Genomic DNA, 21,021 nt, shown 5'->3' on the forward strand with positions numbered 1-21,021 from the left:
CCTGAGCGCAGGGGGAAGGTACGGCGCGCGGACGGACGTCCCACCGTCCCCACGCGTCGCGGGGACGGTATCGACAGGGCCGTTACCGCCGGTAGCACTCAGGAGGTTACGATCCAGTAACTTAGCGGTGATGCACGGGACTTACGGCGTGACTTACGGCGTGCGGGACGTCAGGCGTTGACGTCGAACGGAACGCCGTCGGGCAGGGCGGCGGCGAGATGGCTCGGGAAGGTCGCGTCCTTCAGGCCGAGGGTGGCGCTGCCGAAGTCGTGGGCGCTGAGGGCGTCGCGCAGGCCGGGCGGATAGCCGTTCCAGCCGACGAGGGTGGGGAACTGCCAGGTGCCGCGATGGTTCTCCGGGGGCTCGTCGCCCGCCGTCGCGAGACGGAAGCAGTGGGTGCGGATGCCGTCCTTGTGGTAGACGATCTTGGGGTGGGTGCCGTCCCAGCGGACCTCGTCGCGGGCGTGCACGACGAAATCGCCGTGGGCGGAGGTGGCGACGTACTGGGCGGTGCCGTCCTTCACCCAGACGACGACGTGTTCCCAGTCGTGCCGGTGGCCGCCGATGCCGCTGCCGGCCACGGCCTGGTCCTTCTCGAAGTAGAGGGCGTACATGACGGCGCACCAGCCGTTGTTGCACTTGGTACGGGCGTAGCCGTTGGTGTTGGCGAGGTCCTCGGCGTCGCGGCACTGGCCGTTGAGGGCGCCGCTGGGGTTGAGTCCGCCATTGAGGGTTCCGTCGGCGCCTATGGCGGGCGTCGGGTAGCAGCCGTCGGTGTCGTAGTCGTAGGCGGGCTGGAACGTGGTCTCCGTGCTGTCCGCGTTGCCGGGCAGGGCGCCCGGCGGGGCGGCGAGGGCGCTGCCGGCGAGTGCGACGACCAGGGCGAGGGCGCCGCCGGTGACGAGGGACGCTCTGCGCAGGGTCCGGATGGGCTTCAACATGCTCTCCTGTCACTGCGATCGGGGGGTGACGCGTGCAGGAGTGTCATGCCCCTGTCGAGTGCGGGAGACGCGGGCTGTCCGCCCGAAAAATGTCTGTGGGGCCGGGCCGGCGTCAGCTCGCGAGACGCTGCTGGTGGGCGTTGCCGGTGAGCGCGCGGACGAAGGCGTCCTCGGCCTCCGCGCTGAAGAATCCCCGGATGCCGCGCAGGAGTTGGAGCGCGGTGCGCACCCCGGCGGGCAGCGGGCCGTGCATGGCTGCCGCGAGTGCGGGGTGTTTGTCGGGGGCCGTGCGCGCCGCCTCCAGGTGGAAGTGGGCCTGGGCCAGATCGCCGCTGCCCGCGTGGCGCACGGCGCAGGTCACGTCGCGGGAGGCGCTGCGCGACACTTCGAGCAGTGACTGGATCCCGGTCAGGTTCCGGTCGTCGACGGGGGCCGGGAGCGTGGCCCATTCGCGCACCGCGGCGCTGAGATGGCCGTCGGCCCGGTCGAGGATCTTCGCTATGGCGGACAGCCGCCCCGCTTCGAGATGAGTCTGAGGTGTCATGCCGATTCCTTTCATCCCCCCTGCGGTAGTGCCGTGTCTCCAGCGGTATCACCCGGCCCGGCCGTGGCGAAGCCCCGCAAAGGGGGCGCACCGCACGCGCAGAGAGAGAGCCTCCGGCGCATGGGGGGAGAGTTGAGGCACAGGGCGGCGCACGCGCACCCGTCGGGCTAGAAGGCTGCCTCCAGGAGCCGGGTGACGGAATCGGCGGTCACCGGGCGGGGGTTGGGGTGAGGGGCCGCGGCGACGCGTTCGGCGATCGTCCGCAGTCCGTCGTGCGGGACTCCGAGGGCGGCGAGTGTGGTCGGGCCGTCGTAGGAGCGGGCGAGTCGGGCGACGGCCGCGACCGGGTCCGCGTCGCCGGTGGCGCGGGACAGCCGGGCACCGGCCTTCGGTGCGGCCGGCAGATTGAAGGCCAGCACGTGCGGCAGGAGCAGGGCGTGCAGGGCCGCGTGGGGCAGGTCGTAGGTGCCGCCGAGGGCGTGGGCGAGCTGATGGTGCAGGCCCATCCGCGTTCCGGCAAGGCACAGCCCGGCGAGCCAGGCGCTCGACTGGAGCCGTCCGCGGTGTCCCGGGTGCGCGGGTTCGCCGAGCACCAGGGGCAGGGCGGTGAGGAGGCCGTCGGCGGCCTCGGTGGCCAGCGCGTCGCTCACGGGCGTGGCGTCCGGCGCCCACAGCGCTTCCACGGCGTGGGCGAGCGCGTTGAGGGCGCTGGTGAGGGTGAGGCCGGGCGGCAGGGTGAGGGTCAGTTCGGGGTCGTAGACGATCGTGCCCGGGGCGATCGCGGGCGCGCGGCGAGTGGTCTTCACGCCGTTCTCGGTCTCGCCCAGCACGGGGGTCGCCTCGGAACCGGCGTAGGTGGTGGGAACGGCGATCTGTGGGATGCCGGTGCGTACGGAGAGGGCTTTGGCGAGCCCGACGGCCGAACCGCCGCCGAGCGCCACGACGCTGTCGGCGCCGGCCTCCTCCGCCAGCCGGAGCGCGTCGGCCGTGACCGCGACCGGGGTGTGCGCGGCCGGGCGGCCGAAGCGGGCCGCGAGGCGGGCGCCGAGGGCGTCGGCGAGTTCGTCGGCCGGGCTCGCGGCGGACGGGGTGGAGACGAGCAGGACCCGCCGGGCACCGAGGCGTTCGCACTCGTCGGGGACGCTGTGGCGGGCGCCGGGGCCGAGGAGGACGCGCGCGGGCAGCGTCTCGTGGACGGTCACCTGCGGGGGTCCTGGGGGGTGGTCGGTCATGGCTCCGTTCTCCGGGGTGTCGGGGGGGCGTGGCCCGCGGCGCGAACGACGGTCGGCCGTGGCTGTGGGCGGTGGCGGGGAAGCGGGGGCTGCCGGGCGCGGCGCTGGACTGGACGGTGACCGGGACGCGTACGGCCGTCGGACGCGGCGCTGGACGTAACAGTGACGGTGACGGTGAAGCGCACGACCGGTCGGGCGTCCCGGTCGGCGGCGACCGGGAAGCCTGCGGTAGCAAGACGCCCGGTGGACGGGTGGCCGAGAAGCGCACAGCCACCGGGCATCCGGCAGGCCGCGGCCGGGAAACATACGGGCATCGGGCGTCCCCGTGGACGGCGGCCGGAAAGCGCGCGGCCGTCGGGCGCCGCGCTGCTCGGCGGCCGGAAGGCGCACGGCCGTCAGCCGTCCCGCTGGACGGTGACCGGGAAGTCGACGTGCCGGAACGGGTTCGGCAGGCCGTGGGCGGCTGCCCGGTCGGGGTCGTCGACCTCGGCGAAGTCGCGGACGAGGCTCTCCTTGACGCCGAAGACCGCGTCGGAGTCCAGGTAGGGCGAGTCGGCGACGAACAGATGGGTGGTCAGGGTGCGGGTCGCGGGCGACGTCACTTCCATGTGGATGTGGGCGGCCCGGAAGCTGTGGCGGCCGGTGGCCCGCAGGAGGCCGCCCACGGGTCCGTCGGTGGGGATCGGGTAGTGGCGCGGCACGATCGTGCGGAACCAGAACCGGCCGTCGTCGTCGGCGGTGAACAGTCCGCGCAGATTGCGGTCCGGGACCTCGCCGGGGCGCTGCACGTCGTAGTAGCCGTCGGCGTCGGCCTGCCACACGTCGACGTGCGCGCCCGCGACGGGGATGCCTTCGGCGTCGGTGACCCGGCCGGTCACCAGGCATGCCTCGCCCCCGGCGGCCGCCTCGTCGATGGTGTCGCCGAGTGCGCGCGGCGGTGAGTCGACCATGTGGAAGGGGCCCTCCACTGTCGATTCGGTGTACTGACCGTCGGCCGGGTGCGGGAGGGTCTCCACGAGCATGGACAGCCCGAGCACATCGGACAGCATGATGAACTCCTGCCGGGTGTCGTCGCAGGTGTGGCCCGTCTCGGTGAGGAAGCGGATGCCGGCCGCCCACTCGTCGACGGTGAGGTCCACGTCCTTGGCGAAGGCGTGCAGGTGGTGGACGAGCGAGCCGAGGATCTCGCGCAGCCGCGGGTCGGGGGTGCGGGCGAAGCTGTCGGTGACGATCTCGGCGGAACGCGCGGCCGTGAACAGTGCCGCCGGCGCGGCGGCGGCCGTGTCGGTCCTGGTGCGGGTCCCGGTGTCGGTCTGATGGGTGCTCATGATGCTCCTGCCCGGCTCGGACGGGTGGGTGTCCCTGCCCATCACATCACCGACGGAGCCGACTCCTCGGCGATTCTCCCTCGGTCGGCCGAGCGCGGACTGCCTTTCGTGCCGGGCGTGTTCAGGGCTTGAGCCAGATCCGGAGCGGGCCGATGGCCGCGAAGCCGTGACGCAGGGCCGCGGTCAGGTCGTCGCCGTGTTCGTAGCCGACGACGGGCAGGCCCGGGTACAGGCGGTGTGCGGCGTCGACCACGGACGGCCAGGCCGTGTCCGGTGCCGGGCCCAGGGAGAAGACGTTGGAGACTCCGACGGCGTCCGCGCCCCGGTTCAGCACGGCGCCCGCGGTCACACGCCCCTGGGTGTCGCGTGCGGCGATCACCTGGACGTCGGGGGCGTCGAGGAGCGCGGGCCCGAAGAGGTCCGCGTCGCCGTCGTCCCAGGCATCGGCCCAGGCGCGCAGGGTGTCCGCGTCCCGCACCAGGTCCCAGGGCGGGACCGGTCCGGGTACGGGTGCGTCGGCCGGGCGGTGGATCCAGCGGGCCTCGAACAGCACCTGGAACCCGGCGCCGGTCAGGTCGAGATCGCCGAAACTGTCCTTGACGGTGGCGCCCGGCGCGGCCGTGTCGATCCGGGCGACGAGCGCGGCCGGGTCCGCGCCGGACACCAGGGTCACCGCGTCCGGGTAGTACGGGGGCGTACGGGCCGGGGCCGCCCAGGCCTCGTCGGTGAACGCGCCGATGACGCCGTGGGTGCGGCTCATGGCGGCGCACCACAGGGCGTTGTTGCGGGCGGCCGCGTGGACCGGTGACTGCTTCGGAGGCGTCGTCATGAGAGGTGATCATCGTCGGTCCGGGGTGCCGGCACCAGCGAATTCGCCCGGCGCCGACACCCCTGCCGACTGCCGGTCAGGCCGTGTTCAGGGTGAGACCGAAGCGGTTCAGGATCTCGTTGATCGGCTGGTACCAGGTCTCGCCGCCGCCGGTGCAGTCGCCCCAGCCACCGGAGGTGACGCCTTGGGCCTGGTCGCCGCTGATGAACGAGCCGCCCGAGTCGCCGGGTTCGGCGCACACGTTCGTCTTGGTCATCTCGTGCACGGCGCCCTGGCTGTAGTTGACGGTCTCGTTCTTGGCGAGAACGGTGCCGCAGTGCCAGTGCGAGGTGGAGCCGGAGCGGCAGATGGAGGCGCCGATCGGGGCCTCGGCCGAGCCGCGCACGAGCTGGTCGGAGACCGTGCCCCAGCCGAGCACCACGGGCACCGTCCACCAGCCGCTGCCGACGTTGACCCACGCGTAGTCGTTGTCGGGGAACGAGGAGCCCTGGATGTTGCCGATGTAGGAGCCGTCCCAGCCGTTGACGCCCTGCCCGGCACCGCCGCAGTGCCCGGCCGTGACGAATCCGCCCTGCACCGAGAAGCCTATGGAGCAGCGGACGTTGCCGGTGTAGAAGGGGTCGCCGCCGACGGTGCCCGCGGCGAGGGTGCCGGGCGCGTGGTCAGTGCTCTCGACCTTCAGGGCGCCGCCTGCCCGGCGGGCCCGCGCGAGAAAGTCTTTGACATCGTTGTCGCTCCGCTGTCCCGCGACGACGTCCACGACGTCCACGACGACGCTGTTCGCCTGCCAGTCCACTCGCCAACTGGCCACGCCGGTCGGGGCCTTGAGGTCGTCGATGCGCGCCTTGGCGGCGTCGAGCTGTCGGGCGCTGTGGTCGACGAGTCGCACGTCCGCGCCGGTGGCGCGTACGGCGTCGGCCTTGGCGCCGTCGGCGAGGGCGACGGTCAGCCGGCCGTCGCGGGCGGTGAACCAGGAGCCCGCGTAGCCGGATCCGGCGGCCTTGCGCGCCTGTCGTTCGGTGGCGGTCGCCGCCTTCTCGGTGGCCAGGCGCGTCTCGGCCTGGCCGCGGGTGAGGCCGAAATCGCGCTGCATGGCGGCGAGTACGCCGTCGGAGGCGGGGGGCTGCGCGGTGGCGGTGGCGGCCGGGACGAATCCTGCCGTCGCGCAGGCGCCCGTGACGATCAGGGCGGACAGGACGGTGCGCAGGGAGGTGGTACGTCGTCTCGTACGTCTCATGGTGCGACCCTTCGTCGTTCCAGTGATGTGGGGGTGGAACCGAACGGAACAGCACGGCATGCGCCGGGAGCGCTCCCTTCGCCTGCCGGTGGCGCAGCCTAGCGAGGGATCATGGACAGGTCCATGCCAATCAGGGGGCGCGATCCGGCCATGGTCGTTCCCGCTCAGAGGTGGGCGCGCAGCGCGAGGGCGAGCCGGTCCGCCTCCTGCGCGCTCACCCGCTCGCGCGTCGGCCGGTGCAGCAACTCGAAGACGCCGGGCCCGCGTCGGGCAGCGGACAACCCCGCCTGGCGGGGCACGATGTGGAAGTGCACGTGGGCGAACCCCTCGGCCTCCGCGAACTGGACGACGTACGTCTTGGCGCATCCCGTGACCGCGCGCAGCGCCCGCGAGACGCCGACCTGCCAGCCGCCCAGGGTCGTCGCCTCGGCGTCGCTGAGGTCGTGCACCGCGGTCACATGGCGCCGGGGCAGCAGGACGAGCCAGCCGGGCAGCGCGCTGGTGAAGGAGTGGGCGACGCGCCAGTGGGCGTCATGGGCGACGCGCTCACGCGGCGGCAGGTCGTCGAACCGGGCTTCGTTGGCGCAGGCGTAGCAGACGGACGGCGCGGGCGGCACGGGCGGCAGCGAGGTCATGGGGCCACGGTCCCGTATCCCGCCGGTTTGCCGTAGAGGGCCTGCCGGGCGGCCCTGGACGCGCCGGAGCCGCCTGTTCAGCGCTGTGCGGGCAGCCCGAGGACGGCGCGTACGGTGCGGACGACGCCGTTGTCCGTGTGCGCCGGGGCGCGGTGGCGGGCGCGGCGCAGGACGTCGGGGTGCGCGCCCTCCATGGCGTAGGACCAGTCGGCGGCGTCCAGCATCTCCAGGTCGTTGAGGTAGTCGCCGAAGACCATGGTCTGGGCGGGGGTGACGCCCAGTTCGCGCTGGAGGCCGCGGACGGCGACGCCCTTGTTCGCGGTGAGGTTCATGACGTCGACCCAGTGCTCCCCGGAGACGACGACCTTGTGCGTGTCGGTGAGCGCCGCGAGGGCCGGGGCGACGGTGCGCTCGGCCTGGCCGAAGTCGAAGACGGCGACCTTGATGACGTCGTCGTCGACGGCCGTGATGTCGTCGACGACGCGGTGGTTGCGGTAGTACTTGCGCACCTCGGTCATGAACGCCTCGTCGGAGCGCTCTACGTACGCGGACTGCTTGCCGCAGACGACGACGCCCAGGTCCACCCCTGCCCCACCCGCGTCGGTGGCTTCGTCGACCAGTTGACGTATCGACTTGACGATCTGGGAGACGACGGCCCGGTCGAGCACGTCCGAGCTGATCTCGGTGCCGCCGCGCACGACGTAGGTGCCGTTCTCCGCGACGTAGACCATGCCGCCGTCGTCGACGGCGGCGAACTCGGCGGCGAGCGTGGCGTACTGGCGGCCGCTGGCGGGGCAGAAGACGATGCCGCGCCGGTTCAGCTCGGCGAGGAGCGGCCACACCTCGTCCGGTACGCGTCCGTCGGCATCCAGGAGGGTGCCGTCCATGTCGGTGACGACGAGGCGGATGTCGGGCGGGGTGGTGGTGCGGGCGGTCTGCTCTTGCTGCGTGGTCACGGTGGTTCCTGGTTCGAAAGGGGTGGTCGTCGTGGTCATGGGGAGTCCTCCCTCGATTCTCCCATCCCCTTGATCAGGCGGAGCGGCACACCGTACGGTCCGGAAACCCGACCTGACAGGAGCCTCCGATGGGGCGACCCGCGCTCCCCCGTGTCCCGGCGCCCCGCTCCGCGTCGGACCGGCTGCTCGCCGTGCTCGGCGCGTTCGACCAGGACCATCCGGCCCTCACCCTCACCGACCTGGCCCGCCGCGCCGCACTGCCGCCGGCCACCGCGCACCGGCTCGTCGGCGCCCTCGCCGGATGGGGCGCCCTGGAGCGGGACGAGGCCGGCCGCTATCACGTGGGGCTGCGGTTGTGGGAGCTGGCGGCGCTCGCCCCGCGCGGGCTCGGGCTGCGGCAGGCGGCGCTGCCGTTCCTGGAGGACCTGTACGAGGCCACGCACGAAAACGTGCACCTGGCCGTGCGCGACGGCCGCGACGTCGTCTACATCGAGCGGCTGTCCGGGCGCGGCGCGGTGGGTGTCCACTCGCAGGTCGGCGCGCGCTGGCCGCTGCACGCGACCGGGGTCGGGCTCGTGCTGCTCGCCCACGGGGAGCGCGACCTCCAGGACGGGTACGCGGCCGAGGGCCTCGCCGCGTTCACGCCGTACACGGTGACCGATCCGGGGCGGCTGCGCGGAATGCTCGCCGAGGTGCGGCGCTCCGGGATAGCGGTGAGCGACCGGCAGATCACCGACGACGCGCTGTCGGTGGCGGCGCCGGTGCGCGGGCCGCACGGTGATGTGGTCGCGGCGGTCTCCCTCGTGGTGCCGGTGGCCGATGCCCGGACACCCGCGCTGGTCCCGGCGGTACGGCTGGCCGGGCGGGGCATATCGCGCGCCCTGGGCTGGCGGCCCGACCCGCCGTCCGCCCCTTCCGGGCCCGCGGCTTCCGCCTGACGGAAGTGGCGTTGTGGGGGTATGGCCCACGTCACCACTCTGGTGAGCGATGCGCGGCGACGTGGCCGCGCCGTGACAGGAGGGACGCCTGCCATGACGACCGCCCACCCGAACCCGTCGCCCGGCCCGGCCTTCGCCCGTGACCAGTGGTACGTCGCCGCCTGGTCGTCGGAGGTCGGCCGTGAGCTGCTCGGCCGCACCGTCCTCGGGGAACCCCTCGCCCTGTACCGCACGGAGGCCGGTGAGCCGGTGGTGCTCGCCGACCGGTGCGTGCACCGGCGCTTCCCGTTGTCGGCGAGCGGGCTCGACGGCGACCGGGTCGTGTGCGGGTACCACGGGTTCACGTACGACACGACCGGCACCTGTGTCTTCGTGCCGGGGCAGAAGCGCGTACCGCGCACCGCACGCGTGAGTTCTTACCCCGTGGCCGAGGTCGACAGCATGGTGTGGGTGTGGATCGGTGACCCCGGCCTCGCCGATCCGGACACCGTGCCGCGCGCCCCGCACCTGGCCGCCGACGGCTGGGTCACCGTGCGGGGCATGGAACCGATCGACGCCGACTACGGTCTCCTCGTCGACAATCTGCTCGACCTCTCGCACGAGACGTATCTGCACGGCGGGTACATCGGCACCCCCGAGGTCGCCGAGACGCCCATCACGACGGAGGTCGACGAGGCGGCGGGCATCGTGCGGGTCTCGCGGCACATGGCGGACGCCGCCTGTCCGCCGTTCTACGCCCGGTCGACCGGGATCGAGGGGCGCATCCAGCGGCTCCAGGACATCGAGTACCACGCGCCGTGCCTGTATCTCCTGCACAGCCGGATCAGCCCCGCGGGGCAGGACTCCCCCGCGTTCCTCACCGAGATCACGTACGCGATCACCCCGTCGGCGCCCGGCAAGGTGTACGACTTCTGGGCGGTCTCCCGGAACTTCGCGGTCGACGACGACGAAGTCACCACGTTCCTGAGGGACTTCAACCACACGGTGGTCATGCAGGACGTGGACGCGCTGAACCTGTTGCAGCGCGCCCTGGACTCCGAGCCCGCCGGGTACCAGGAGCTGAGCATCAACATCGACACCGGCGGCCTCGCCGCCCGCCGCATCCTCGCCCGGCTGGCCGCAGGACGAGCGGCCACGTCATGAGCGGCGAGGTCTACCGCGTCGACTGGCTCCCCGGCACCGACCTGCTCAGCGGCATCTGCCACTGCGGGGCCCGCCACGAGGCGGAGGATCCGGTCGCCCTGTGGGAGTGGATGCTCGCCCACCCGGATCACCCCGGACCTCCCGGTCTCCCCACCCGCACCCGCACCGACAAGGACCCCGCACCGTGAGCGAGTTGACCGATCTCGTCGTCGCCGACCGCCGGCAGGAGGCCGACGGCGTCGTCTCCCTGCTGCTGCGCCGTCCGGACGGTGGCGCGCTGCCCGGGTGGGAGCCGGGCGCCCACATCGATCTGCTCCTGGGCGACGGCCTGGAGCGGCAGTACTCGCTGTGCGGCACGGACGCGTCGTCCTGGCGGATCGCGGTGCTGCGGGAGCCGGACGGGCGGGGCGGATCGGCGCATGTGCACGACGCGTTGGGCCCGGGCCGGCGGGTACGGGCCCGTGGTCCGCGCAATCACTTCCGGCTCGAAGCGGCGCCGGCGTACCGGTTCGTGGCGGGCGGCATCGGCATCACCCCGATCCTGCCGATGCTGGCGGCGGCCGACGCTCCCTGGACGCTGTCCTACGGTGGCCGGTCGCTCTCCTCGATGGCGTTCACCGCTGAGCTGGCCGCTCGGTATCCCGCCGAGCGGCTGCGTCTCCAGGAAGGTCCGCTGGACCTGAACACCCTGCTCGCCGGTCTGCGGCCCGGCGAACTCGTCTACGCCTGCGGCCCGGAGTCCCTTCTCACCGCGGTGGAAGCTCTCGTGCCGGCCGGGTCCCTGCGCACCGAGCGCTTCACGCCGGTGGCCGCGCCGGCCGGCGGCGACGAGAGCTTCGAGGTCGAACTGGCCCGGTCGGGCACTGTTCTGACGGTCCCGGCGGACCAGTCGATCCTCAGCGCCGTGCGGGACGCCGGGGTCGAGGTTCTCTACTCCTGCACGGAGGGCACCTGCGGTACCTGCGAGACGGATGTGCTCGCCGGGGAGGTCGACCACCGGGACAGTGTGCTCACCGCGCAGGAGCGGGCCGGCAACGAGACGCTGATGGTGTGCGTGTCCCGGGCGGCGAGGGGCGGCCGGCTCACGCTGGACCTGTGAGTCCCGCGGGTTCCGCGCGGACCTGTCTCAGAGCACGCGATGCATGACGTGCAGGCCGACGCGGCCGTGGCGCGGGTGGTCGTACGCGTCCGGCACGGTGCCCAGGATCGTGAAGCCCAGGGAGGTCCACAGCCGTACGGCCGGGTTGGTCTCGACGACGGCGTTGAAGACCATCGCGCGGTACCCGTCCGCCTTCGCGGCGGCCAGCACGTGCTCGGCCAGCGCACGGCCGTACCCGTGGCCGCCGTGGGCCGGGTCCACCATGAATCCGGCGTTGGCGACGTCCCGGGCCGGTCCGCCGTAGTTGGGCTTCACGTACGCCGTGGCGACGATCCCGCCCGCCGCGTCCTCGGCGACGAGGACCCGCTTGCCCGCGCCCTGCGTCCACAGGGCGCGGGCCTCGGACTCGCTCGTGCCGGGGTCCCAGGCGTAGGTCTCGCCGGCGGCCACGATCCGCTGCCAGAACGGCCAGACGCGCTCCCAGTCGTCGGCACGGAAGTCTCTGATCCTCATCCGCCCGAGTCTGGCACAGCACGGTCGCGACCTGGTCAGTTGCCCCAGTTGGAGATGCTGGTGGACAGCTGGTTCATCACGTTGGTGATGCCCTCGCCGAACGGCGTGGGGGCGATGAGGACGCCGAGGACGAGAGAGACCAGCATCACGAAGAACGTGTCGACCCGCTTTCTCGGCGCGACGGGCCGTCGCAGCAGGAAGAACGCGATGATGCCCAGTAAGACGGCGACGTCGATCGTGATCATGTGACGGCCCTCCCCGTGTGGACTTAACGGCGCCGACCCCCCTCCTCTTGTCTATCGGCCTCTCCGTCCGCTGTCCCCGCCTCGTTCAGGGTTGGCGCGAAGCGGCCCGCGTGCCTGGTGGCGGGCGTATCCGGCCTCATATCTCGCGCTCGCACCGGCGTCCAACCCGACCCCGGTCGAGCGACCGCGACCGCGTCGTCGTAGGGTCCCCTTTTGTCCGCAGCGCAGGTACCCCTGCACCGCACCCACCTGGAGTTCTCGCCGTGCCCGCACCATCAACCGCCCCCGCCCCGATCTACGACCAGCTGGTCGACGAGCAGGGCGACGTCCTGGCCGTCGCCCGTGAAGCGGCTCACCAGACCGAGCGCACCGCCGAGAACGTGCTCGACTTCGGACACGCTCCCGAGGCGGCGCAGGCCGACTGAGTCCCGCGCTCGGCCACCTCATGACCACGGGCCCCGCCCGCCCCTGGTCACGACCCCGTGCACACCTATTGACTCGTTTTCTAACTCGTCGGTAGCTTCGAGAGTCAGCGCGCTGGAATCCCCTGTCTCATACGGAACTTGGCCATGAGCCGAGCCGGTTTCGAAGGAGCTACAGATGGCGAATCGCGCGTTCCTCCGTGGGCGGTCCGCGGCGGTGGCGGTGGCGTCCGGCGCGGCCCTCGTGGGGCTTGCCGTACCCGCGCAGGCCGCTGATCAGCCGCTTCCCTACGTGGCGCTCGGCGACAGCTACAGCGCGGCCTCCGGCGTCCTGCCGCTCGACCCTTCCGCGTCCCCACTGTGCGCCCGCTCCACGAAGAACTACCCGCATGTCGTCGCGGCCCGCACCGGCGCCGCGCTCAAGGACGTGACCTGCGGCGGCGCACAGACCAAGGACTTCGCCGGGGCCCAGTACCCGGGCGTCGCACCCCAGCTGGACGCGCTCGGCACGGACACCGGCCTGGTGACCCTGACCATCGGCGGCAACGACAACAACACCTTCATCAGCACGATCCTGGCGTGCGCCGCCGCCGGGGTGCTCTCCGCGGGCCAGGGCAGCCCGTGCAAGGACCAGAACGGCACGAAGTTCAGCGACGACATCGACACGAAGACGTATCCGGCGGTGAAGGCCGCGCTGCAGGCCGTACGGAACAAGGCGCCGAACGCGCGCGTCGCGATCCTCGGCTATCCGTGGATCATGCCGGCGAAGGCGCAGTCGGGGTGCTTCGCGAAGATGCCGATCGCCACCGGTGACGTGCCCTACGTCCGCGACATCCAGACCCACCTCAACACCGCGGTACGGCGGGCCGCGGCCGAGACCGGCGCCACGTACGTGGATCTGGCGCAGGCGTCCGAGGGCCACGACGCCTGCCAGGCGAGCGGCACGCGCTGGGTCGAGCCCGCGCTGTTCGGCACCAATTTCGTGCCGGTGCATCCGAACGCGCTCGGGGAGTCGGCCATGGCCGACCGGACGCTGGCCGCGCTCGGCCTGGGGTGATACGCCACCCCTGAACGGCGCATTCCGCCAGGGAAGCGCTCTCGGGACCTGCCTACGGTGAGCCGTCAGGATCTCGAGGCTTCGGCAGGGCGGAGGACCCGTGGGCGACGGGCGGCAGGGCACCGGCGGGAGACGCGGTCTGTGGATCGGCGGCGCGGTGGCCGTCGTCGCCCTCGGCGCGGGTGGCTGGGCGCTCACGGCAGCGGGCGATCCGGCGCCCCGGACCGGCCCGCTGTCGGCCGCCGAGATCCGCGGCGCCGCCGACGGGTTCCTCGACGCCTGGGCCGACGGCGACACGGAGCGGGCCGCCGGCCGCACCGACGACGCGACGGCCGCCGGTGCGGCGCTGCGCGACTACCGGGAGCGCGGCCACCTCACCCCCGTACGCCTCACGGCGGGCACGCCGAAGGGCCCAAGCGTCCCCTTCTCCGTGCGCGCCCGGTTCTCGTACGAGGGCGGGCGCGCACCGGTGTCGTACGACTCCGGCCTCACCGTGGTGCGGCGGGCCGGGGACGGGGTGCCCGTCGTCGACTGGCGGGCGGCCGTGCTGCATCCACGACTGGGCGACGGCGCGCGGTTCGAGGCGCGGGAGACGAGCCCCGCGCGGGTCGACGCATCCGACCGGGCCGGACGACCGCTCGACCCGCGCGCCTTCCCCTCGCTCGCCTCTGTGGTCGACGGGCTGCGGCAGGGCTACGGAGGCTCGGCGGGTGGCCGGCCGGGCGTCGAGCTGCGGACGGCTCCCGGCGGTCAGGTGCTGGCGTCCGTGCCCGAGGGAGCGCCCGGGCGGGTGCGGACCACGATCGACGCGCGGATCCAGAAGGCGGCCGAGCGGGAGGTCGCGCTGCGGTCGGACGCCTCGCTGGTGGTGGTGAAGCCGTCGACCGGAGAGATCCTGGCCGTCGCGGGATCCGGGGAGAAGGGCGCGGACACCGCGTTGCGGGGACGGCTGGCGCCCGGCTCCACCATGAAGATGATCACGGCTTCGCTGCTCCTGGAGAAGAAGCTCGCCGCCCCCGACCGGCCGCATCCGTGCCCGAAGAACGCCTCGTACGGCGGCTGGAAGTTCCACAACGTCGACGACTTCGACATCGTCGGCGGTACGTTCCGCAGCAGTTTCGCCGCGTCCTGCAACACCGCCTTCATCACCCAGGCGGGCAAGATCGCCGACGACGCGCTGTCCCGGCAGGCGCGTGACGTGTTCGGGATCGGGGAGCGCTGGTCGGCGGGCGTCGACGTGTTCGCCGGGGCGGTCCCGGTCGAGCACGCCGCGTCGAAGGCGGCCTCGATGATCGGGCAGGGCGAGGTGCGGATGAACCCGCTGACGATGGCGTCGGTGATCTCCACGGCGCGCACGGGACAGTTCCGGCAGCCCTACCTCGTCGCCCCGGACGTCGACCACCGCACGCTCGCCACCGCGCACCGGCCGCTCGACGCGGCCGCGCACGCTCAACTGCGTGACCTTTTGCACACCACGGCGACCTCCGGCTCCGCGTCCGGCTCCATGGCGGGGCTGACCGGCGACATCGGGGCGAAGACCGGGTCGGCCGAGGTCATCGGCCAGAAGGAGCCCAACGGCTGGTTCGCGGCCTGGCACGGCGACGTCGCCGCGGCCGCCGTGATGCGGCGCGGCGGCCGGGGCGGCGAGTCGTCGGGGCCGCTCGTGGCGGCCGTCCTGAAATCCGCACAGTAGAGAAACAGGAGCGCAACAGAAGGAGGAACGGCGAACAGCGGTGCCCTCCGGCCACGTCGCTCCGCCTGACGCTCAACTCGGCCGCGGGCCGGTCCCGTTCAGGTCCATGACCGCCGCATCCCTGTCGACCTCGCCGTTCTGTCACCCCGAATCCGGGCCATGGACGCGTCAAAGCCGCGCGCTCGTGCTCGTATGCTCGGGGGCACGAACGCCGGATCGATCTTGGAGTGACGCAGGTGGCGCGACGGCCGACCCTGACCGCGACGTGGGACCGCTTCGTGGCCTCCGACCCCGGGCTGCTGCGGCTGATGGCCGGCGTGCGCACCGTGGCGGCGATCGGGCTCACGCTCGGCGTGCTCGCCCTGCTCGGCACCGATGTGACGCACATGGTGTCGGGCGCGATGGCCGCGATGGTCGGCACGTTCGCGATCCGCGAGAAGACCGTGCGCGGGCAGGCGGCGACCCTGGCGCTCGGGCTGCCGACCGCTCTCGTGGCGATGACGCTCGGCGCGCTGCTGCACAGTCTGGTCGTCGTCGGGGACGCGTTCTTCGTCGCGCTCATCTTCGGCGCGGTCTACAGCCGCAGATTCGGCGACCGGGGCACGGCGCTCGGCCTGATCGGTTTTCAGGTGTATTTCGTGTCCCTGTTCGTGAACGCTTCGGTGGATCAACTGCCGGTCCTGTTCGGTACCTTGGCGATCGCGTTCACCTGTAGTGCCGTGGCCCGGTTCGCGCTGGTGCCGGAGACGCCGCAGCGGGTGCTCGGGCGGCTGCGCGACGCGTTCCGCGCGCGGCTCGCGCAGCTCGTGGACGCCCAGACGCTGCTGCTCGACGCGCCGCCGGAGGAACTGGACGACGTCCTCGACGATCTGCGGCGGCGCACCGCCCGGCTGCACGAGACCGCGCTGATGATCCAGGGGCGCCTGGAGGACGGCACCCGCGACGACGCCGCGGCCGCGCTGATCCAGCGCCGTGTCGCCGACGCCGAGGTGGCCGCCGAGCGACTCGGCATGCTGCTCCTGAACGCCCGCAGCGCGGAGCGCGCCGACACCCTGACCCTGCATCTGCCGGGCGCCCCGGTGCCCGCCACCGGCAAGCTGCTGCGCGCCGAGGACGAGTCCACCGCGCTGCTCCGCCGCGACCTGGGCGCCCTGCGCCTGATGGTGGCCCGCCCCGCCGAGGCGAACCGCGGCACGGCCGTCGCCCACGTCCGCAACCGGCTGCTCGGCTACCGCGACGAGGAGTCGATACCGCCGGGCACGACCCTCGCCGTGCAGGACGTGTTCCGCGGCATCGGTGAGGCGGCCCGCGCCGTCCTCGGTCTGCGGCTCGCGCTCGACGGGCCGCAGGACGAGTCGGACGACTCCCCCGCGACGATCCGTTCGCGCGAGGAGTTCGACGCGGAGGACGTGTCCATCACGAGCACCGAGAAGGAGGAGACCCCGGACCCGGCCGGATTCCAGCGGCCCACCACCCGTGCGGCGTTCCAGGTCGCCGTCGGTTCGGCGCTCGCCATCGTCGGCGGCGAGTTTCTCTCCTCGCAGCGCTGGTACTGGGCGGTCCTGACCTGCTGGGTCGTCTTCCTCAACACCGCGTCGACGGGCGAGATCGTCGTCAAGGGCTACCGGCGGCTGCTCGGCACCGTGCTCGGGGTCGTCGCCGGTGTGGCGCTCGCGGGCGCGGTCGGGCACCACACCTGGCTGGCGTTCGTGCTGGTCCTGGTCTGCGTGTTCGCGATGTTCTTCACCGCTCCGCTGTCGTACGCCCTCATGTCGTTCTTCGTGACGGCGATGCTGGGCCTGCTCTACACCCTGCTGAACACCTACAGCCTCGACGTGCTCGTCCTGCGCATCGAGGAGACGGCGCTGGGTGCGGCCTGCGGCATCATCGCCGCGATGCTGGTGCTCCCGGTCCGCACCGACCGGCACACCGACGAACAGCTCGCCGCCGTGCTGGAGCGGCTCGGCGACGTCGTCGCGGGCGCCGTGGAGCAGCTCAGCGGCGGTCCCGCCGTCGACCTGCTGGACAAGGCACGTGACCTGGACACCGCGCTGGACGAGCTGCGGGCGTCCACCCAGCCGCTGACGCACCCCATCACGCCGCTGCGCGAGCGCCGGCAGACCGCCCGCTATCTGGTGGCGCTCCTTGAGACCTCGGCCTATCACGCGCGCTCCCTGGCGGCGACGGCCGAGCTCGTCCCGTACAGCAAGCGGATCGGCGCGGATCCGCGCCTGGCGCGCGCGGCGCAGCGCATCGACCACAACATCGACGTCCTGGTCGCGCACGTGAACGAGACGGAGGAGCAGGGCCGCGTCGAGTCGGGGGCGAGCATCACGGCGATGCTGGAGACGGACGGTCTGGGCATGCCGGCCGCGAACACCGTCACCTTCCGTGTGCTGCGCCACCTTCAGCGTCTCGACGAGAACATCACGGGTCTGGCCCGGCCGCTGGGCGTGCCGGTGGGTCCGCGCCGCTGAGACGGATGTGCGCGAAAGCGGCGCGGGATGGCAGAGTCGTCCTGCGCACGTGTGCGTGCCACACCCTTGCCGACCTGGAGTTCTTCGCATGACCGTCCCCGTCACCCGCGGCTTCGTCGGGCGTCCCCGCAGCCACGATCCGGGGCTGCCGCCCGGCCAGTACGACGCACGCGACGACTGGCCGGTCCTCTCCGCCGAGGTGACTCCGCGGATCGCCGAGCGGGACTGGACCTTCCGCGTCGACGGGCTGGTCGCCGAGGAGCGCACGTGGACCTGGGACGAGGCGCGGGCGCTGCCCTCGTCCGGGTACGAGGGCGACATCCACTGCGTGACGGGCTGGTCGAAGTTCGGGGTGCGCTTCGGCGGTGTCCCGCTGGACGCCTTCCTCGACGCCGTACGCCCCGACGCCCGCGCCACCCACGTGGTCGCGTACTCCCACACCGGCTACTCGGCGAACCTGCCGCTCGCCGACGTCAGCGGCGGCAGGGCCTGGGTGGCCTTCAGCCACGACGGCGAGCCGCTTCCGGCCGAACACGGCGGACCCGCCCGGCTGCTGGTGCCGCACCTGTACTTCTGGAAGAGCGTGAAGTGGCTCGCGGGCCTGCGCCTCCTCGACCACGACGAGCCCGGTTTCTGGGAGCAGAACGGGTACCACGCGCGGGGCAATCCCTGGGAGGAGCAGCGGTACTCCGGTGACTGAGACGACCTTCACGCCGCCCACCCGGTTCGCCGTGCCCGGCCGGATCGCCGTCGGCCGGCAGACCGCGGCCGCCTGGCAGCGCGCGGTGATCACGGAGATCCGGCGCGAGACGCCCCAGGTGTCGACGTTCCGGTTCGCGGTCCCCGGCTGGCAGGGGCATCTGCCGGGCCAGCATCTGATCCTGCGGCTGACCGCGGAGGACGGCTACACCGCGCAGCGCCACTACTCGCTCGCCTCGCCCCCGGACGACACGGGGCACATCGAGCTGACCCTCGACCACGTGGACGGCGGCGAGGTCTCCGGCCATCTGCACACCGTCGCCCGGGTCGGTGACGCGGTGGAGGTCCGCGGACCGCTCAGCGGCTTCTTCGCGTGGCCCGGCGACCGGCCCGCGCTGCTGGTCGGCGCGGGCTCGGGCGTGGTTCCGCTGATGTCGATGCTGCGCCATCACCGGCTGCGGCGGCTGACCGTGCCCCTGCGTCTGGTCGTGTCCGCGCGTACGGCCGAGGATCTGATCTACGCCGCCGAGTACGGGGAGGAGACGACGCCGGTGCTCACGCGCGAGGGCGAGCGCCGGCGCCTGGCGGCCGACCATCTGGCGCCGTGCTTCACGCGGGGCGCACCCGCGTGGGAGGCGTACGTGTGCGGCTCCAACGCGTTCGCCGAGCACGCTTCCAGGCTGCTGGTCGACCTCGGTCAGCCCGTGGACCGGATCCGCATCGAGCGCTTCGGATAGCGCCCTCGGCGCCCTTCACCCCGGAACGGCAGAAGCCGGGAACCCGCCGTGCGGCGGGTTCCCGGCTTCCGGGTTGTGCGGAGGATCAGAGCTGGCCGGACTCGGCGATCGTGATCTTCGCGGCGGTGGAACCGCTGCGCGAGCCGAGCGACTCGATCTTCTTCACGAGCTCCATGCCGTCCTCGACCTCGCCGAAGACGACGTGCTTGCCGTCGAGCCAGTCGGTGACGATGGTCGTGATGAAGAACTGCGAGCCGTTGGTGTTCGGGCCCGCGTTGGCCATGGAGAGCAGGCCCGGCTTGGTGTGCTTGAGCTGGAAGTTCTCGTCGGCGAACTTCTCGCCGTAGATGCTCTTGCCACCCGTGCCGTTGCCGGCGGTGAAGTCGCCGCCCTGCAGCATGAACTGCGGGATGACGCGGTGGAAGGACGAGCCGGCGTAGCCGAAGCCCTTCTCGCCCGTGCACAGGGCACGGAAGTTCTCCGCGGTCTTCGGGACGACGTCCTCGAAGAGGTTGAACGTGATCCGCCCGGCGGGCTCGTCGTTGATCGTGATGTCGAAGTAGGTCTTGATTGCCATGGGCGCAATACTTTCATCACGAGCCCCGAAATGCCGATTCGGGCGGCCGGTGTGGCCACATCCGCACGGTCCGTAGCGCTCCGGCCGCGCATTGTGGCCGAGTCAGACCGACAGCCGGTCGCGGGCCTGCACCCCGTCACGCAGCGGGCGCACGCCGTGGGCCCTGGCGAGTCCGTACGGCGGCATGTCGGCGTAGATCGTCTCGTAGGAGCCCGCGGGCACGACGTACGTCTCGTGCCACAGGCCGACGTGTCCGCGGCTCTTGCGGGCGTAGCGGTTCATGCGCGCCCACCACGGCTGGTGGCGCCGGCCCGGGGCCGCCGCGTACGTGAGCAGCTTCTCCTTCGACTCCCAGTACTGGACGACGTAGTACGTGCGCGGGTTCGCGGTACCGAGCACGTGGTGGAGCAGGCCGAGGCCGCGGTCCTTGCCGAGCTCCCTGAGCATCATGGGCATGGCGCAGAACACCGGGAGCCAGCGGTGCACGGCCCAGAAGTGATTGATCCGCATGCCGATCAGGAAGACGACGACGTCGCCCTCCACGTCGGCCGTGGTCCGTCCCATCTGTGTCTTCACGGGCACAACTCCCCCTTGGACTCCCGGTGTTCGCGTGATTGGATAGTGGCACTTTCCAATGGAGGACACAAGAGATGCGGCTGGCGGAGCTCAGCGAGCGCAGCGGGGTGCCGGTCGGCACGATCAAGTACTACCTGCGGGAGGGTCTGCTTCCGCCGGGGCGGCGGATCAGCAAGACGCAGGCCGAGTACGCGGAGGACCATCTGCGGCGGCTCAATCTGGTGCGGGCCCTGATCCAGATCGGCCGGGTGCCGGTGGCGACCGCGCGGGAGGTGCTCGCGCACATCGACGACGACTCGCTCAGTACGACCTTCCGCCTCGGCGCCGCGATGTGGTCGCTGCCGCAGCCGCCCGAGGCGCCGGCCGACGACCCGCTGACGGCCGAGGTGACCGCGGCGGTCGACTGGTGCCTCGGAGAGGTGGGCTGGGAGCACGCGCGCGAGATCGGCGCCCTGTCCCCCAGCTACCGCCAGTTGGTCACCACCGTCACCACGGTCGTCCGGCTCGGGTACGCGAGGGACCCCGCGACCCTGCTCGCGTACGCGCGCCAGATGGACGAGGTGGCACGGCTGGACATGCAGCGCCTGGACGACATGGACAGCGACACGGAGAAGGCCGAACTGGTGGTCGCGGCGGCCATCCTCTTCGAGCCACTGCTCCTCGCCCTTCGCCGCCTCGCGCAGGAGGAGCACTCCACTCGCAAGTACGGCTTGTGAGGGCGGCGCAGGGGCTGCTTACGATGGCGCGAGGCCCCACGCTCGGCGGTGGCCATCGACCGGGAGGGGACCACCCATGATCATCTTCGGCACGCGCGGTTACGTGTATCAGCTCGCGATGCTCACGCTCGTCTGCGGCGGCTGCGGCAATCCGTCGGCGCACTCGCTGCGCAAGTACGTCACGAAGTTCACGCTGTTCTTCATACCGCTGTTCCCGATCTCGACGAAGTACCGCACGCAGTGCACGTTCTGCGGCATCGAGCACCAACTGCCCAAGGAGCAGGCGGAGGGCATGCTCGCCACGGCCGCCGCGGCGCACGGCCACCCGGCCCAGCAGCCGCACCACCACCAGGGCTAGTCCCTGCCAGGACTGCCAGGACAGACGACAGCCCCGCCGCCTCGCAGGGGGGAGAGCGGAGGCGGCGGG

The 21,021-nt window shown here is 72.3% G+C and carries 24 protein-coding genes; 12 read left to right on the forward strand and 12 right to left on the reverse strand.

All coding sequences use genetic code 11. The annotated features are described in order from the left end of the window. Positions 1-170 precede the first annotated feature (170 nt). From ACFVDP_RS01610 to ACFVDP_RS01645, 8 genes are all read right to left on the reverse strand, one after another. Positions 171-941 (reverse strand): NPP1 family protein, encoded by a 771-nt coding sequence (locus ACFVDP_RS01610; protein WP_383481505.1) that lies wholly within the window; start codon positions 939-941, stop codon positions 171-173. 112 nt (positions 942-1,053) lie between these two features. Continuing rightward, positions 1,054-1,485, reverse strand: a complete 432-nt coding sequence (locus ACFVDP_RS01615; RefSeq protein ID WP_383481508.1) for a hypothetical protein — start codon at positions 1,483-1,485, stop codon at positions 1,054-1,056. A 167-nt stretch (positions 1,486-1,652) separates the two neighbouring features. Further along, positions 1,653-2,717 (reverse strand): maleylacetate reductase, encoded by a 1,065-nt coding sequence (locus ACFVDP_RS01620; RefSeq protein WP_383481511.1) that lies wholly within the window; start codon positions 2,715-2,717, stop codon positions 1,653-1,655. A gap of 395 nt (positions 2,718-3,112) precedes the next feature. Next, positions 3,113-4,045, reverse strand: a complete 933-nt coding sequence (locus tag ACFVDP_RS01625; protein WP_383481514.1) for a dioxygenase — start codon at positions 4,043-4,045, stop codon at positions 3,113-3,115. 121 nt (positions 4,046-4,166) lie between these two features. Next, a complete protein-coding gene (locus tag ACFVDP_RS01630; RefSeq protein ID WP_383481517.1) occupies positions 4,167-4,874 on the reverse strand; it encodes a hypothetical protein in 708 nt (235 codons plus the stop codon). 76 nt (positions 4,875-4,950) lie between these two features. Then, entirely contained in the window at positions 4,951-6,111 is a 1,161-nt protein-coding gene (locus tag ACFVDP_RS01635) for a S1 family peptidase (protein WP_383481520.1), read from the reverse strand. Between the two features lie 164 nt (positions 6,112-6,275). After that, positions 6,276-6,746, reverse strand: coding sequence for an HIT family protein (locus tag ACFVDP_RS01640; protein ID WP_383481523.1), 471 nt, complete (start codon positions 6,744-6,746; stop codon positions 6,276-6,278). Between the two features lie 77 nt (positions 6,747-6,823). Continuing rightward, positions 6,824-7,741 carry a Cof-type HAD-IIB family hydrolase gene (locus ACFVDP_RS01645; protein ID WP_383481526.1) on the reverse strand — a complete coding sequence of 306 codons (918 nt, stop codon included), beginning with the start codon at positions 7,739-7,741 and terminating at the stop codon, positions 6,824-6,826. Positions 7,742-7,830: 89 nt separating this feature from the next. Between ACFVDP_RS01645 and ACFVDP_RS01650 the strand changes: the two genes are divergently transcribed. The 4 genes from ACFVDP_RS01650 (at position 7,831) to ACFVDP_RS01665 (ending at position 10,882) form a co-directional block, all read left to right on the forward strand. Then, complete coding sequence (locus ACFVDP_RS01650; protein ID WP_383481529.1) at positions 7,831-8,640, forward strand: IclR family transcriptional regulator; 810 nt, start codon at positions 7,831-7,833, stop codon at positions 8,638-8,640. A 93-nt stretch (positions 8,641-8,733) separates the two neighbouring features. Then, positions 8,734-9,783 carry a Rieske 2Fe-2S domain-containing protein gene (locus ACFVDP_RS01655; RefSeq protein ID WP_383481531.1) on the forward strand — a complete coding sequence of 350 codons (1,050 nt, stop codon included), beginning with the start codon at positions 8,734-8,736 and terminating at the stop codon, positions 9,781-9,783. After that, positions 9,780-9,971, forward strand: a complete 192-nt coding sequence (locus tag ACFVDP_RS01660) for a hypothetical protein (protein WP_383481534.1) — start codon at positions 9,780-9,782, stop codon at positions 9,969-9,971. Before ACFVDP_RS01655 ends, ACFVDP_RS01660 begins: the two co-directional genes overlap by 4 nt. Then, entirely contained in the window at positions 9,968-10,882 is a 915-nt protein-coding gene (locus tag ACFVDP_RS01665) for a PDR/VanB family oxidoreductase (RefSeq protein ID WP_383481537.1), read from the forward strand. Before ACFVDP_RS01660 ends, ACFVDP_RS01665 begins: the two co-directional genes overlap by 4 nt. A gap of 27 nt (positions 10,883-10,909) precedes the next feature. Here ACFVDP_RS01665 and ACFVDP_RS01670 read toward each other — a convergent pair whose 3' ends face one another. Together ACFVDP_RS01670 and ACFVDP_RS01675 are read right to left on the reverse strand one after the other, a co-directional pair. After that, positions 10,910-11,395: a GNAT family N-acetyltransferase gene (locus ACFVDP_RS01670; protein ID WP_383481540.1), complete on the reverse strand. Its 486-nt coding sequence runs from the start codon at positions 11,393-11,395 to the stop codon at positions 10,910-10,912. A 35-nt stretch (positions 11,396-11,430) separates the two neighbouring features. Further along, positions 11,431-11,640: a hypothetical protein gene (locus tag ACFVDP_RS01675; RefSeq protein ID WP_383481543.1), complete on the reverse strand. Its 210-nt coding sequence runs from the start codon at positions 11,638-11,640 to the stop codon at positions 11,431-11,433. Positions 11,641-11,903: 263 nt separating this feature from the next. Here ACFVDP_RS01675 and ACFVDP_RS01680 point away from each other — a divergent pair, with 263 nt between their 5' ends. From ACFVDP_RS01680 to ACFVDP_RS01705, 6 genes are all read left to right on the forward strand, one after another. Continuing rightward, a complete protein-coding gene (locus ACFVDP_RS01680) occupies positions 11,904-12,065 on the forward strand; it encodes a hypothetical protein (RefSeq protein WP_383481545.1) in 162 nt (53 codons plus the stop codon). 175 nt (positions 12,066-12,240) lie between these two features. Continuing rightward, a complete protein-coding gene (locus ACFVDP_RS01685; RefSeq protein WP_383481548.1) occupies positions 12,241-13,119 on the forward strand; it encodes an SGNH/GDSL hydrolase family protein in 879 nt (292 codons plus the stop codon). A 100-nt stretch (positions 13,120-13,219) separates the two neighbouring features. Further along, positions 13,220-14,812, forward strand: coding sequence for a penicillin-binding transpeptidase domain-containing protein (locus ACFVDP_RS01690; RefSeq protein WP_383481551.1), 1,593 nt, complete (start codon positions 13,220-13,222; stop codon positions 14,810-14,812). Positions 14,813-15,120: 308 nt separating this feature from the next. Continuing rightward, positions 15,121-17,289: an FUSC family protein gene (locus ACFVDP_RS01695; RefSeq protein WP_383484251.1), complete on the forward strand. Its 2,169-nt coding sequence runs from the start codon at positions 15,121-15,123 to the stop codon at positions 17,287-17,289. A gap of 88 nt (positions 17,290-17,377) precedes the next feature. Beyond that, positions 17,378-17,989, forward strand: coding sequence for a sulfite oxidase-like oxidoreductase (locus ACFVDP_RS01700; protein ID WP_383481554.1), 612 nt, complete (start codon positions 17,378-17,380; stop codon positions 17,987-17,989). Then, the gene (locus tag ACFVDP_RS01705) at positions 17,982-18,725 is read left to right on the forward strand and encodes a ferredoxin reductase (RefSeq protein WP_383481557.1); all 744 of its coding nucleotides are present in this window, start codon (positions 17,982-17,984) and stop codon (positions 18,723-18,725) included. The genes ACFVDP_RS01700 and ACFVDP_RS01705 overlap by 8 nt, the downstream gene beginning before the upstream one ends. An 85-nt stretch (positions 18,726-18,810) precedes the next feature. Here the strand turns inward: ACFVDP_RS01705 and ACFVDP_RS01710 are convergent, their stop codons facing one another. Next, the gene (locus tag ACFVDP_RS01710; RefSeq protein WP_383481560.1) at positions 18,811-19,302 is read right to left on the reverse strand and encodes a peptidylprolyl isomerase; all 492 of its coding nucleotides are present in this window, start codon (positions 19,300-19,302) and stop codon (positions 18,811-18,813) included. Between the two features lie 102 nt (positions 19,303-19,404). Continuing rightward, the gene (locus ACFVDP_RS01715) at positions 19,405-19,866 is read right to left on the reverse strand and encodes a DUF4188 domain-containing protein (RefSeq protein ID WP_383484254.1); all 462 of its coding nucleotides are present in this window, start codon (positions 19,864-19,866) and stop codon (positions 19,405-19,407) included. 86 nt (positions 19,867-19,952) lie between these two features. Between ACFVDP_RS01715 and ACFVDP_RS01720 the strand changes: the two genes are divergently transcribed. Next, the gene (locus tag ACFVDP_RS01720) at positions 19,953-20,594 is read left to right on the forward strand and encodes a MerR family transcriptional regulator (protein ID WP_383481563.1); all 642 of its coding nucleotides are present in this window, start codon (positions 19,953-19,955) and stop codon (positions 20,592-20,594) included. Between the two features lie 76 nt (positions 20,595-20,670). Continuing rightward, positions 20,671-20,952, forward strand: a complete 282-nt coding sequence (locus ACFVDP_RS01725) for a zinc-ribbon domain-containing protein (RefSeq protein WP_383481566.1) — start codon at positions 20,671-20,673, stop codon at positions 20,950-20,952. Positions 20,953-21,021 lie beyond the last annotated feature (69 nt).

This window comes from Streptomyces sp. NPDC057694 (genome assembly GCF_042799415.1).
GTDB lineage: Bacteria > Actinomycetota > Actinomycetes > Streptomycetales > Streptomycetaceae > Streptomyces.

Bases quoted from the DNA above. Each gene is read 5' to 3' on its own strand.
- ACFVDP_RS01610 (WP_383481505.1), bottom strand. From the start codon at position 941: ATGTTGAAGCCCATCCGGACCCTGCGCAGAGCGTCCCTCGTCACCGGC.
- ACFVDP_RS01615 (WP_383481508.1), bottom strand. From the start codon at position 1,485: ATGACACCTCAGACTCATCTCGAAGCGGGGCGGCTGTCCGCCATAGCG.
- ACFVDP_RS01620 (WP_383481511.1), bottom strand. From the start codon at position 2,717: ATGACCGACCACCCCCCAGGACCCCCGCAGGTGACCGTCCACGAGACG.
- ACFVDP_RS01625 (WP_383481514.1), bottom strand. From the start codon at position 4,045: ATGAGCACCCATCAGACCGACACCGGGACCCGCACCAGGACCGACACG.
- ACFVDP_RS01630 (WP_383481517.1), bottom strand. From the start codon at position 4,874: ATGACGACGCCTCCGAAGCAGTCACCGGTCCACGCGGCCGCCCGCAAC.
- ACFVDP_RS01635 (WP_383481520.1), bottom strand. From the start codon at position 6,111: ATGAGACGTACGAGACGACGTACCACCTCCCTGCGCACCGTCCTGTCC.
- ACFVDP_RS01640 (WP_383481523.1), bottom strand. From the start codon at position 6,746: ATGACCTCGCTGCCGCCCGTGCCGCCCGCGCCGTCCGTCTGCTACGCC.
- ACFVDP_RS01645 (WP_383481526.1), bottom strand. From the start codon at position 7,741: ATGACCACGACGACCACCCCTTTCGAACCAGGAACCACCGTGACCACG.
- ACFVDP_RS01650 (WP_383481529.1), top strand. From the start codon at position 7,831: ATGGGGCGACCCGCGCTCCCCCGTGTCCCGGCGCCCCGCTCCGCGTCG.
- ACFVDP_RS01655 (WP_383481531.1), top strand. From the start codon at position 8,734: ATGACGACCGCCCACCCGAACCCGTCGCCCGGCCCGGCCTTCGCCCGT.
- ACFVDP_RS01660 (WP_383481534.1), top strand. From the start codon at position 9,780: ATGAGCGGCGAGGTCTACCGCGTCGACTGGCTCCCCGGCACCGACCTG.
- ACFVDP_RS01670 (WP_383481540.1), bottom strand. From the start codon at position 11,395: ATGAGGATCAGAGACTTCCGTGCCGACGACTGGGAGCGCGTCTGGCCG.
- ACFVDP_RS01675 (WP_383481543.1), bottom strand. From the start codon at position 11,640: ATGATCACGATCGACGTCGCCGTCTTACTGGGCATCATCGCGTTCTTC.
- ACFVDP_RS01685 (WP_383481548.1), top strand. From the start codon at position 12,241: ATGGCGAATCGCGCGTTCCTCCGTGGGCGGTCCGCGGCGGTGGCGGTG.
- ACFVDP_RS01695 (WP_383484251.1), top strand. From the start codon at position 15,121: ATGGCCGGCGTGCGCACCGTGGCGGCGATCGGGCTCACGCTCGGCGTG.
- ACFVDP_RS01700 (WP_383481554.1), top strand. From the start codon at position 17,378: ATGACCGTCCCCGTCACCCGCGGCTTCGTCGGGCGTCCCCGCAGCCAC.
- ACFVDP_RS01710 (WP_383481560.1), bottom strand. From the start codon at position 19,302: ATGGCAATCAAGACCTACTTCGACATCACGATCAACGACGAGCCCGCC.
- ACFVDP_RS01715 (WP_383484254.1), bottom strand. From the start codon at position 19,866: ATGGGACGGACCACGGCCGACGTGGAGGGCGACGTCGTCGTCTTCCTG.
- ACFVDP_RS01720 (WP_383481563.1), top strand. From the start codon at position 19,953: ATGCGGCTGGCGGAGCTCAGCGAGCGCAGCGGGGTGCCGGTCGGCACG.
- ACFVDP_RS01725 (WP_383481566.1), top strand. From the start codon at position 20,671: ATGATCATCTTCGGCACGCGCGGTTACGTGTATCAGCTCGCGATGCTC.